The following is a 12672-nucleotide window of genomic DNA, read 5'->3' on the forward strand; positions in this document are numbered from 1 at the left end:
GCGGCGGATTGTTCAGGTACAGGTAATGACTTTTAAAGACTTTGATGCGGAAGAGAAACTCTTCCTGAGACGTGTGATTGTGGCGTTTGGTGTAGTGGTTGTCTGCTTTGGTATCCTGATCTTCAACCTCTATAACTTGCAAATCCGCCAGCACCACTACTACACCACCCGTTCGAATGAGAACGATATCAAGATGCTACCCGTCGCGCCCACGCGCGGCATCATTTACGATCGCAACGGCATTCCGCTGGTGCGTAACGTAACCTGGTATGATATCGCGGTTACGCCCTATAAAATTGCCGATATGGATGCGCTGCTAAAACAGCTCACCCCTATTGTTGATCTCTCCCCCGATGATATCGCCGACTTTCGCCGCGCGCTAAAATCCAGTAGCCGCTATCGTCCGGTAGTGCTCAAAAACGCGCTAACGGATGTTGAAATCGCACGCTTTGCGGTCAATCAGTTTCATTTCAACGGCGTCACGATCAATAGCTATCAGGATCGGCAGTATCCTTACGGCGCGGAGCTGGCGCATGTTCTCGGTTACGTGTCAAAGATAAACGATAACGACCTTAAAGCGCTGGATAAAAAAGGGCTGGCAGAGAATTACGCGGCGGACCATAACATCGGTAAACAGGGGATTGAGCGTTACTACGAAAACGATCTTCATGGCAAAACCGGTTATCAGGAGGTCGAGGTGGATAATCACGGGCGTATTGTCCGCCTGCTGAAAGACGTTCCTCCCATCGCGGGTAAGAATATTCACCTGACGCTGGATCTCCATTTACAAGAGTACATTGAAAGTTTGCTGGCCGGGCAGCGTGCTGCCGTACTGGTTGAAGATCCGCACGATGGTTCAGTGCTGGCGATGGTATCTATGCCCAGCTACGACCCGAACCCCTTTGTAAAAGGCATTAGCTATCAGGATTACGGCAAACTGCTGCACGATAAAAATCTGCCGCTGATCAACCGCGTGACGCAAGGGCTTTATCCCCCGGCGTCAACGGTTAAACCCTATATGGCGATGTCCGCGCTGTTATGCGGGATTATTACGCCGCAAACCACCTTCTTTGGCGCGCCAACCTGGACGCTTCCCGGCACGCAGCGGCATTACCGGGACTGGAAAAAAACCGGACACGGTATGCTGGATGTCACTAAAGCGATTGAGGAATCTGCGGATACCTTTTTCTATCAGGTTGCTTATATGATGGGTATTGACCGTATCGACACGATGTTGTCTCAGTTCGGCTATGGCAAACCGACGGGGATCGACCTTAATGAAGAGTATGACGGGCTGCTTCCCAGCCGCGCATGGAAACAGCGGGTCCATAAAAAAGCCTGGTATCAGGGCGATACCATCTCTGTCGGCATCGGCCAGGGCTACTGGATTGCCACCCCCATCCAGATGGTAAAAGCGATGGTGGCGCTCATCAACAACGGTAAGGTGATTGCCCCTCACCTGTTACTCAATGAAGAGAGCGGCAAAACGGTGGTTCCGTATCGCCCTTCAGGAACACCGGCACAGATAGCCGATCCGGCGTCGCCATACTGGGGACTAGTGCGTCAGGCGATGTACGGCATGGCGAATGCACCCAACGGAACGGGCTATAAGTTCTTTCACACCGCGCCCTACGGCATTGCGGCCAAAAGCGGCACGTCGCAGGTGTTTAGCCTGAAAGAAAATCAGACCTACAATGCGAAAATGATCCCCATTCGCCTGCGCGATCATGTGTTTTATACCGCTTTTGCACCGTATAAAAACCCTAAGGTCGCTATTGCCTTGATTCTGGAAAACGGCGGAAGCGACGGCGTTACCGCCGCGCCCATCATGCGAAAAATCCTTGACCACCTGTTTGATCCACAGGCTGATACCACACAGTCGGGTCAGGCGCCATAGTCAAATAAGCAAAGCGCCATCAGACAAGGATACGCCCGGAATATCTGCATACATCAGAAATAGTTACGCAGATATTCCGTCAAACACAGCATTGCCATCGCCTGCCCGTAAGGCATAGAGGTCAACGGAATATGACGGTAAAAATCGAGATCGTGGCCCATGCCAGTGCCAAATGACGTTTGCAGCAGTTCACCTTCCGGCGAGATATGTTTCACTATCCCCCGAATAGCTTTTTCCGCCACCTGCGCATAGTGCCGCCCGACATAGCGTTTGCGCACCGCTTTAAGAATACCGTAGGCAAAACCCGCCGTCGCCGACGCCTCAAGATAAGAGTGCGGATCGTCAAGCAGCGTATGCCACAAACCGCTTTCATCCTGACATTTCGCCAGCGCGGCGATCTGCGCATTCAGTACCTGGACCAGGTAACGGCGCACGGCATTATTTTCCGGCAAGTCCAGCAGTTCAAGAAAATCCGGGATCACAATGGTCAGCCAACTGTTGCCGCGCGCCCAGCGAGCGTTAGCGAAATTATGATGACCGTCATAGCTCCAGCCGTGGAACCACAGCCCCGTCTCTTTATCCATCAAATTCTGCACGTGTAGCAGGAACTGATAGGTTGCCTCTTCCACATATTCCGGCCGGTTCAGCAGCTTACCGATTTTCGCCAGCGGCAGCACCGTCATCATTAGCGTGTCGTCCCACATCTGCTGATGATTTTCCTCCGCCAGCGTGATGTGCTGCATTCCGCCGTGATCGGTACGGGGCATTTCATTCATCGCCCATTCGGCCCACGTTTCCAGCCACGGTAAATACGCTGGATTACGCGTCTCTTCATAGCGATACGCCAGCGTTAAAAATGGCGCCATCGTATTAACGTTTTTCGTCGTCGCGCCTTCCGCAAAACGATCGGCAAACCAGTCATCAATGATCTTACGCATCGTCTGGTCGCCGGTCTGTTGGTAATAGTGATACATTCCGTACAGGCCCACGCCGTGCGTCCACTCCCATCCGGCCCAGCCTTTAGTATCGATCACGCGTCCATCGTCCAGTCGCAATAAAAATTCGCCTGTCTCATCTTTAATATTGACCAGGTTATGCGTCACCTTTTGCACCAGGGCTTTTAGTTCATCTCTGGCGATAAAATGCTCAGGCTGACGCAATAGCGGACTGTGTTTGACTGGATAAACCATCATTTGCTTAACCTCTGTGTAATGTCGAATTCAGTGCTGCGTGCAGTTTTACCGCCGACGCAGTCGATTCGCTACAGTAAAAGCTAAGCTGGGCGGAAACCTTTTTGTTTCTGCCATTGCCAGAGCGTAAATGGCAAAAACGCAAAGAGTCCGGCAACCTACCTCACCATTTTATAAAACGGCGTTTCTATTTATTCAAAAAGAGAGTCAGGTCTGCTACCTGGCAAAGAAAGGGGCGGTTAGCGGTAGTTCACAATCACCTGATTGCTCCGCACTTTTAACGCCGGGATAAGTCGGCCGCCGCCGGGGACTTCCCAGACAAAGCGGAGCGGCTCGACTGCGGGAACATGAGCAAAACCGTGGGTCGTGCCACTCTGACCATCAAGTTCTACGCAACGGGACTGGGAACATAAACGTACCCGTAAGCCCGCGGGGGTCGGGCCATTCAGTTCATAACGCCAGGCGACCAACGTCATCACACCGGAAACCGGCTGACGCGCCGACAATGGCGAAGACGATGCGGAAACGCCCCGGTAATTTAAGGTTACGCCCATACCGCTATCCTGCCACGCGCCTTCGCCTGCGGCCTGAACCGTCAGGGGAAAGAGCAACAACGCCAGCCATTTACGCATTATTTTCCTCCAATGGTCGCCGTCATGCGGATATGACGGTTATCGGAAAGCTCAAGGTTCGACAACACCACCAGCTGCGGTAAACTGCGCCGCAAAAAGCGGGACAATAATGGACGTAGCGCATGGTTAACCAGCAATACCGGCGGCGCGCCAAGCATCTCCTGGCGAGAAAGCGCCTCTTGCGTCTGCGCCAGCAGGCGATCCGCCAACCCCGGCTCAAGTCCACCGCCGCCCTGCAATGCCTGAAGCAGCAAACGCTCCAGCGCGGTATCCAGGCCAATCACCTGCACTTCTTCATTACCGGGGAACCACTGTTGCGTAATCGCTCGTCCTAATGCCACGCGTACCACGGCGGTTAATTCATGCGGATCGCTTTGTAACGGCGCATGTTCCGCCAGCGTTTCCAGAATGGTGCGCATATCGCGAATCGGGACTTTTTCCGCCAGTAAGTTTTGCAGGACTTTATGTAAAGTCGTGAGGGTCACGACGCCGGGGACCAGATCTTCCGTGAGTTTAGGCATCTCCTGAGAGACACGATCCAACAGTTGCTGCGCTTCCTGGCGGCCAAACAGTTCGGCGGAGAATTGGCCAATCAAGTGGTTAAGGTGCGTCGCCACAACGGTACTGGCTTCAACAACGGTAAAGCCCTGAATTTGCGCCTGCTCTTTCAGGGCGCTTTCAATCCAGATGGCATCAAGGCCAAAAGCTGGATCGACGGTTTTCTCACCCGGTAGCGTTCCCGCCGCCGTGCCGGGGTTAATAGCCAGCCAGCGTCCCGGATAGGCGTCCCCGCTGCCAATCTCTACCCCTTTCATCAAAATACGGTAGCGCGCAGGCTGTAAATCCATATTGTCGCGAATATGGACAACCGGCGGCAGGAACCCCATATCCTGCGCGAATTTTTTACGAATACTGCGAATACGTCCGAGCAATTCGCCATCCTGTTGAAAATCCACCATCGGGATCAGGCGGTAGCCCACTTCCATCCCCAGTGAATCCTCAAGCTGTACGTCATTCCAGGTGGCTTCGACCACCGAGTTATTTTCCGGCATTTTTACCGGCTGCGGCTCCTCCGGCGCTTTTTCTTCACGCCCGCGCAGCCACCATGCCAGGCCGAGCAAAGCGGCGGTAAAGAGTAAAAATACCAGGTTAGGCATTCCTGGCACCATGCCAAGCAGCCCCAGCACCGCCGCCGCCAGCAGCATCACCCTTGGATTACTGAACAGTTGGCCAACCATCTGCTCGCCTACATCCTGATCGGTACTGACGCGGGTCACAATGACGCCCGCCGCCGTGGAGATAACCAGCGCCGGGATCTGGGCGACCAGGCCGTCGCCAATGGTCAGCATGGTGTAGCTTTCCGCCGCGCTGCCTATGCTCATTCCGTGCTGCAATACGCCGACCAGCAGCCCGCCTACCACGTTAATGACCATGATGAGAATACCGGCGATGGCGTCGCCGCGCACAAATTTACTTGCCCCGTCCATCGAGCCGTAGAAATCGGCTTCCTGAGTGACTTCCGAACGCCGTTTTTTGGCCTCGTCTTCACCAATCAGACCGGCATTAAGATCGGCGTCAATCGCCATTTGCTTGCCGGGCATACCGTCCAGCACAAAGCGCGCACCGACTTCGGCAATACGTCCGGCGCCTTTGGTGATGACCATGAAGTTGATAATGACGAGGATGATAAAAACCACAATCCCGATCGCGAAGTTACCGCCGACCAGGAAATGACCAAACGCCTCCACCACCTTTCCCGCCGCCGCCGCGCCGGTATGCCCTTCCATCAAAATAATGCGCGTTGAGGCTACGTTAAGCGCCAGACGCAGTAGCGTGGTAAACAGCAGAATGGTCGGAAACGCGGCAAAATCCAGAGTACGCTGGGTAAACATCGCCACCAGCAGCACCATAATCGATAGCGCAATATTAAAGGTAAACAATAAGTCGAGGATAAAAGCAGGTAGCGGCAGCACCATCATCGACAAAATCAGCAGAATGAGGATCGGCCCGGCAAGAATTTGCCATTGCGTCGATTTCAGGTTGCTGGGCAGGCGCAGCATCGCGACCAGATTAGCCATCAGTATTCTTCTCGTTCATAAAATCCAGCGCTTCTGGCACCGGAAGGTTCTCAGGTTGTGGAGGACGTTGCCCGCCCGCAAGCCGCCAGCGTTTAAGCTGCCAGACCCAGGCCAACACTTCCGCAACGGCAGCATATAACTGCCCGGGAATTTGCTGACCGATTTCGGCGTGGCGATATAATGCCCGCGCCAGCGGCGGCGCTTCTAAAGTGGGAACCCGATGTTCAGCGCCGATCTCGCGAATGCGCAGCGCTATTAATCCAGCCCCCTTCGCGACCACTTTCGGCGCGCTCATTTTGTTTTCGTCATACTGCAGCGCCACGGAATAGTGCGTCGGGTTAGTGACAATGACGTCCGCTTTCGGCACATCTTCCATCATGCGGCGCTGCGCGGCGGCGCGTTGCATCTGGCGAATTTTGCCCTTAACATGCGGATCGCCTTCGCTCTCTTTAAATTCGTCGCGAATGTCCTGTCGCGACATGCGTAATTTTTTCAGGTGGCTAAAGATCTGGAAAAACACGTCAAATCCCACCATCGGAATCACGCCCAGTACCACCAGTAACGCGCAGAGTCCAACCAGATCCAGCGCATTCCCCATTGCGACGATCGGCGACTCCGCCATCAGGCGCATCATTTGCGGCCAGTTATGCCAGAGATAAAAGCCGGTAACGCAGCCGACCAGCGTGGATTTCAACACCGCTTTTAGCAGTTCCGCGCCGGTCTGCGCCGAAAACATGCGCTTAATTCCCGGCAGCGGGTTTAATTTAGAAAATTTTGGCTGTAGCGACTTACCGCTAAAAATCAGGCCGCCAAGCATGACCGGCGAGATAAGCGCCACCAGCACCACGCCCGCGATGAGCGGTAGCAGTGCCATCATCGCCGCTTTAATCAGCAAAATTATCTGCCCCAGGATCAGGTTAGGATCGTTCACCATACTATGATCGAAGTGCAGGCCTGCTGAGAGCATTCCCGCCAGTTGCCGCGCTAACGACTCGCCGCCGAACCAAATAATACAAACGCCCACCAGCAATATCAGCAGTGAGGTCAGTTCTCTGGAACGGGGGATCTGCCCTTCTTCCCGCGCTTTTTCAAGTCGGTGGGGTGTGGGGGCTTCTGTTTTGTCGTCGTCGCTCTCTTCTGCCACGCAGCAAACCCTGGATAGATTGATAAGCGAGAATGATGCCAGAACCGCTTTACGCCAATGGGCAGAGTAAGCGGTAAAAAAGGCGGGGTTTATGGCGTTAATAGAGATAGCCGGATACGATAAGAAAGTCTCGTATCCGGCCTGGTTGACGGATTCGGACCCGATAAGCGCAGCGCCATCAGGTCAAAAAAGCTTAAAAGCCAAGACTGTCCAGCAGGTCGTCCACCTGATCCTGACTGGCGACGACGCCAGCTTTCGAGGTATCCACCTGCGGGCCGTTGAGTAAGCTTTCGTTCTCGCGTTTTGGTCGCGCGCTCTGTTCCGGGATGTTTTCCAGCAGCACCATTAACAACTGGCGCTCAATCTCCTGAATCACGTCCATCATGCGTTTGATCACCTGACCCGTCAGATCCTGGAAATCCTGCGCCATCATGATGTCCAGCAGTTGCGCGTTAGTAAAGCTGGTATGGCCCGGGACATCCCTGAGAAACTGGCGCGTATCCGTCACCAGTTCACGGGCGTCGGAAAGCTCGATCGGATTGTCAAACCACTCGTCCCAACGTTGGGTTAGCGCTTTCGCCTCTTTTTCCATCGCATCCTGATGCGGCTGCGAAGCTTCGACACTGTTTAGCGCGCGTTCCGCCGCCTGCGCCGTCATCTGGACGACGTAATCCAGACGGTCGCGCGCATCAGGGATCGCCTCCGCCGCTTCGGCAATCGCCTGGTCCAGCCCCAGTTCACGCAGGCTGTCGCGCAGCATTCGGGTCAGACTACCGATGCGCGCAATGATGTCTCCTGCTGAGCCTTCATCAGCAGGCTTGATAGATGGTTGCATCATCATCGCATCCTCACATGCCCAGTTTCTCAAAGATTTTGTTGAGCTTCTCTTCCAGAGTCGCTGCGGTGAACGGTTTTACGACATAACCGCTGGCGCCAGCCTGTGCGGCGGCGATAATATTCTCTTTCTTGGCTTCCGCCGTGACCATCAACACGGGTAACGCCGACATGGCGCTATCGGCGCGAATGGTTTTCAGTAGCTCCAGGCCATCCATGTTCGGCATGTTCCAGTCGGAGATAATAAAACCAAAGCCGCCCGCCTGGAGCTTGTTCAGCGCATCGACGCCGTCTTCGGCCTCTTCCACATTGTTAAATCCAAGCTCTTTTAAGAGGTTGCGCACGATACGACGCATGGTCGAAAAGTCATCCACAACCAAAAATTTAAGCTCTTTATCCGCCATAAAATACTACTCCTGGTTCAAATACGTATCGCCTGTCCGGCACTGATTTTCGCCAGCATCTGCTGGCTTACCTGGCTAAGATCGACCACTTCGCTTACGCCACCCATATTGATGGCCTCGCGCGGCATGCCGAACACCACACAACTTGCTTCGTTTTGCGCAATGGTCCAGGCGCCAGCCTGGTACATCGCTAACATTCCAGCGGCGCCATCGTTGCCCATCCCCGTAAGAATGACGCCTACGGCGTTGCGCCCCGCGTGTTTCGCCACCGAATGAAACAGCACATCCACGGAAGGCCGATGCCGGTTTACCGGCGGGCCATCATGAATTTTGATTTGATAATTCGCCCCGCTACGCGCCAGCTCCATATGCTTGTCGCCGGGCGCAATGTAGGCATGACCTGGCAATACGCGTTCGCCGTCCTCGGCCTCCTTCACGCTGATTTGACAGAGTTTATTCAGGCGCTCGGCAAACGAGCGGGTAAAGCCAGGCGGCATATGCTGCGTAATAATCACTGCCGGACTGGAAAGCGGCAGCGGTTGCAGCACATGTCGGATAGCTTCAGTACCGCCCGTTGAAGCGCCGATAGCAATCAGTTTTTCCGAACTGAGCAGCGGACCGGCTTTTAAGGTTGCCGGGGCCGCCATCGGTTTATGTGCGGCGATGCGGGCCCGCGCGGCGGTACGCACTTTTTCGGCAATCATCTCGCTATACGCCAGCATACCTTCACGAATGCCAAGCTGCGGTTTGGTGACAAAATCGATGGCCCCCAACTCCAGCGCCCGTAGCGTCACTTCGGAACCTTTCCCGGTCAGCGAAGAGACCATCACCACCGGCATCGGTCGCAGGCGCATCAGTTTTTCCAGAAAATCGAGGCCGTCCATACGCGGCATCTCAACGTCCAGGGTCAATACGTCCGGATTAAATTTTTTGATGAGATCCCTGGCGACCAACGGGTCCGGCGCAGTCGCCACCATCTCCATATCGCTATGGCTATTAATAATTTCAGTCATGATTTGGCGCATTAACGCGGAATCATCAACTGACAATACCCTGATTTTACTCATGCTTTATCCTTACTTAGCGCATACACCGTCTGTCCGCGCAGGCTAAACTCGCGCACGAGGTTGCTAAAGTTTTCTGAGTGACCGGCAAACAACAGTCCGTCAGGTTTAAGGAGTGGAACAAAACGGCGCAGAATGTCCTCCTGAGTCGTTTTATCAAAATAGATCATGACGTTACGGCAAAAAATCGCGTCAAAGGGACCGGGTACGTTGTACTGCTTTTCCAACAAATTAACGGAGGAAAATTCAACATAATTGGCCAGTTCCTGACGCACGCGCACCAGTCCTTCATGCGGCCCCGTACCGCGCATGAAGTAACGTTGTAGCTGCTGCGGCGATAACGTTTTCAGTTCGCTGAGGCGATAAATACCGCTTCTCGCTTTTTCCAGCACTTCAGTATCAATATCGCTGGCGAATACTTTCCAGCGACCGGGGGCCATCCCTAACGCATCCGCCAGCGTAATGGCGATACTGTAAGGTTCTTCTCCTGTCGATGCCGCCGCACTCCAGACGCGGTACTCGCCGTGGCGGCGACGCGCATGTTCCGCAAGGATGGGAAAATGGTGCGCCTCGCGAAAAAAAGCGGTCAGGTTGGTAGTCAGAGCGTTGATAAAAGCCTGCCACTCAGCGCTGTTTTGATTAGCCTCCAGCATACTGAGATAACGGCCAAAATCATCCAGTCCCAGGGCACGCAGCCGACGGACCAGGCGGTTATAAACCATATCCCGCTTATGGTCGGCCAGCACGATCCCTGCGCGCTGGTAGATTAATTGACATATCCGACGAAAATGCGCGTCGGACAGCGCGAGGCGCTGTGTCATCTGTAACAATACTGACGTTTGCCCGGAGGGCAGAGATGATGTCATAGCGCCTTCTTAATCACATTCAAAATACAACGGGCGCGCCCTGCGGCAGCGCCATGCTTCCCGTATTACACATTTTTTGCTTTTATCTATGCGAACCAGACGAAAGGGATCGGCGGGTTCGCAAATTAATCGATAACCGACAGCGCACGTCGATCAGAAGGTTTCCCAGTTCGCATCATCCCCGGCGGCTAAGGGCCGCGGCGTATTGCCGGACTGAGCGTCCACTGACAAACGCATCTCAGGTTTATTTACCGCCAGCGGTCGCGATGCAAGGCGGAAAGCCGATACCGCCTGGGTCAGACGGCTGGCCTGCTCTTCCAGCGCGGCGGCGGCCGCTGCGGATTCCTGAACCAGCGAGGCGTTCTGTTGCGTTACGCGATCCATTTCGGAAACGGCCAAAGCGACCTGATCGATACCCCGGCTTTGCTCATCCGAGGCGGAGGCGATTTCGCCCATGATATCCGTGACGCGCGTAACGGCATTGACGATGTCAGTCATGGTTTCCCCGGCGCTTTCCACCAGCACTGAACCGGTATCGACACGCGAGACGGAATCTTCAATCAACGCTTTTATTTCTTTCGCCGCCTGGGCGCTGCGGCTGGCCAGATTACGCACCTCGCCTGCCACGACCGCAAAACCGCGCCCCTGCTCTCCCGCGCGCGCCGCTTCTACCGCCGCGTTCAGCGCCAGAATGTTAGTCTGGAAGGCAATACCGTCGATAACGCTGATAATGTCAGCGATTTTTTTCGAACTGTCGGCAATTTCGTGCATAGTGTTTACTACGCCGTCGACCACTTTGCCGCCATGACGCGCGGTCTCGGAGGCGCTTTGCGCCAGTTGCGAAGCCTGACGGGCGTTATCGGCGTTTTGCTTCACGGTGGCCGTCAGTTGTTCCATGCTGGCCGCCGTCTCTTCCAGAGCGGAGGCTTGTTGTTCGGTACGGGAAGAGAGGTCGGTATTACCGGCGGCAATTTCGCTGGTGCCGGAATAAATCGCATCCGAACCTTCACGAACCTGCGTCACGGTGTCAATCAGTGAGCGTTGCATATGTTCAACCGTTCCCGCCAGTTCGCCAATTTCATTACGTCCTGAGACGGTGAGCGTTTTCGTCAGATCGCCGCTGGCAATTTCACGGATATGAGTAATCACTCGCGCTAATGGGTTAAGCAGGGCATGACGAATGCCGAACCAAACCACCATCAAAATCAGCACCAGCACGACCGCAAGAACCCCCAGTTGCCATTGCGCAAAACGGTAGTCATGAGCGCTTTGATCAAATGTCTGGCGGTACAGGTTTTCGCTCACCCGGGCGTAATTGCCCAGCGCCTCGCCCAACGCGTTTTGCATTCCCTGGGTTGGCTGGGCGAAGTAGGCATCCATATTGCCATTGTCCAGAAACTGAATAAGTTCGGTTAATGCGGCCTGATAGCGCTGATATTTTTCATCGACGTTCGCGCTGGCCTCCGCCATCGCTGGCAATGGCGTCATGTTTTTGAAATTGGCGTAGTGCGCCGCCGCCTGTGCGAGGGTCGTTTTTGCATTCTGGAGTAAATCCGTTTTGGCGCTGCTCTGCTGGTTAGAAGCGTCCATCATCATGCGTGCGGCGGAGCGGCTCAGGTTAATGCGCGTTTGCAGCATTAAGTCCCATGTCGACGTGAGTTCGCTTTGTTGCTGGCGTAATTCGTTAGAAATAACAAAACCTTGCTGGTTATGCTGTAATGAAGAAAACAGCAAACCACCGGAAACAAGCTGTAGCAGTGCGAAAACCCCCAGCACCATCATCAGCATTGTGACAACGCGGATACGGTTAAACATAAGGCACCTTCCTGATAACGAGTTATCAACGTTATCGGCACCTGCGGTGATAACTTTACTTTTGCAAAAAGGAAATACGCTGTTCCGGAAGACGATATTGACAATAACAGTGTCGCAGCGGCGATGCCGGCGCAAAATGCAGGGGCTGGGCGCGGGCGATGAAGAGGCACTCTCACCGCTGGCGGAAGCATAACGGTGAATATTGCCGGATGGCGCGACGCCATCCGGCAACGTTATTACGCGACGTGTGATGCTGCGATATCCAGCAGCGCCATCTCTTCGCTGTTAAGCAGTTTTTCGATATTCACCAGAATCAGCATACGCTCGCCGAGCGCGCCCAATCCCGTCAAATATTCTGTTGACAAGGTCACGGCAAATTCTGGCGCCGGACGGATTTGTTCCGCCGTTAACGACAGTACGTCAGACACACCGTCTACCACTATCCCGACGACGCGTTGCCCCAGATTCAGTACGATCACTACCGTATTGTCATCATACTCAACGTCGCCTTCGCAGAATTTCACGCGCAGATCGACAATGGGTACAATCACGCCGCGCAGGTTAGTCACCCCTTTTATAAAGGCCGGTGTATTGGCGATACGCGTCACCTGGTCATAGCCACGGATCTCCTGCACTTTCAGGATATCGATGCCGTACTCTTCATTTCCCAGTGTAAACACCAGGAATTCCTGACCTGACGGCTCGCCGGCCAGTTTGCTTACATTACTCATACCGGTCATATTATTCC

General features: G+C 54.3%; 11 protein-coding genes. 1 reads left to right on the plus strand and 10 read right to left on the minus strand.

Annotated elements, in window-relative coordinates; genetic code table 11:
• The first annotated feature begins 25 nt into the window (after positions 1 to 25).
• Positions 26 to 1897: a penicillin-binding protein 2 gene (mrdA, locus tag ACLJRE_RS08200; RefSeq protein ID WP_000142868.1), complete on the plus strand. Its 1872-nt coding sequence runs from the start codon at positions 26 to 28 to the stop codon at positions 1895 to 1897.
• Between the two features lie 53 nt (positions 1898 to 1950).
• On the opposite strand, the gene ACLJRE_RS08205 is transcribed toward mrdA, so the two are convergent.
• From ACLJRE_RS08205 to cheW, 10 genes are all read right to left on the minus strand, one after another.
• On the minus strand, positions 1951 to 3090 hold the full coding sequence (locus ACLJRE_RS08205) for a glycoside hydrolase family 105 protein (RefSeq protein WP_000989909.1): 1140 nt from the start codon (positions 3088 to 3090) through the stop codon (positions 1951 to 1953).
• 236 nt (positions 3091 to 3326) lie between these two features.
• Entirely contained in the window at positions 3327 to 3719 is a 393-nt protein-coding gene (gene flhe, locus ACLJRE_RS08210; RefSeq protein ID WP_001233619.1) for a flagellar protein FlhE, read from the minus strand.
• Positions 3719 to 5797, minus strand: a complete 2079-nt coding sequence (flhA, locus tag ACLJRE_RS08215) for a flagellar biosynthesis protein FlhA (RefSeq protein WP_023212499.1) — start codon at positions 5795 to 5797, stop codon at positions 3719 to 3721. The genes flhe and flhA overlap by 1 nt, the downstream gene beginning before the upstream one ends.
• The gene (gene flhB / locus ACLJRE_RS08220; RefSeq protein WP_000797093.1) at positions 5790 to 6941 is read right to left on the minus strand and encodes a flagellar biosynthesis protein FlhB; all 1152 of its coding nucleotides are present in this window, start codon (positions 6939 to 6941) and stop codon (positions 5790 to 5792) included. The genes flhA and flhB overlap by 8 nt, the downstream gene beginning before the upstream one ends.
• Before the next feature lie 193 nt (positions 6942 to 7134).
• Complete coding sequence (gene cheZ / locus ACLJRE_RS08225) at positions 7135 to 7779, minus strand: protein phosphatase CheZ (protein ID WP_000983586.1); 645 nt, start codon at positions 7777 to 7779, stop codon at positions 7135 to 7137.
• Between the two features lie 10 nt (positions 7780 to 7789).
• The gene (cheY, locus tag ACLJRE_RS08230; protein WP_000763861.1) at positions 7790 to 8179 is read right to left on the minus strand and encodes a chemotaxis response regulator CheY; all 390 of its coding nucleotides are present in this window, start codon (positions 8177 to 8179) and stop codon (positions 7790 to 7792) included.
• A gap of 17 nt (positions 8180 to 8196) precedes the next feature.
• Positions 8197 to 9246, minus strand: a complete 1050-nt coding sequence (gene cheB, locus ACLJRE_RS08235; RefSeq protein WP_000036389.1) for a protein-glutamate methylesterase/protein glutamine deamidase — start codon at positions 9244 to 9246, stop codon at positions 8197 to 8199.
• On the minus strand, positions 9243 to 10109 hold the full coding sequence (gene cheR, locus ACLJRE_RS08240) for a protein-glutamate O-methyltransferase CheR (RefSeq protein WP_000204362.1): 867 nt from the start codon (positions 10107 to 10109) through the stop codon (positions 9243 to 9245). The genes cheB and cheR overlap by 4 nt, the downstream gene beginning before the upstream one ends.
• A 153-nt stretch (positions 10110 to 10262) precedes the next feature.
• A complete protein-coding gene (tar, locus tag ACLJRE_RS08245; RefSeq protein WP_000483279.1) occupies positions 10263 to 11924 on the minus strand; it encodes a methyl-accepting chemotaxis protein II in 1662 nt (553 codons plus the stop codon).
• Between the two features lie 236 nt (positions 11925 to 12160).
• The gene (gene cheW / locus ACLJRE_RS08250) at positions 12161 to 12664 is read right to left on the minus strand and encodes a chemotaxis protein CheW (RefSeq protein ID WP_000147295.1); all 504 of its coding nucleotides are present in this window, start codon (positions 12662 to 12664) and stop codon (positions 12161 to 12163) included.
• Positions 12665 to 12672 lie beyond the last annotated feature (8 nt).

Origin of the sequence: Salmonella sp. SAL04157, assembly GCF_046551635.1 — a bacterium.
In the GTDB taxonomy this organism is placed as follows: Bacteria; Pseudomonadota; Gammaproteobacteria; order Enterobacterales; family Enterobacteriaceae; genus Salmonella; species Salmonella enterica.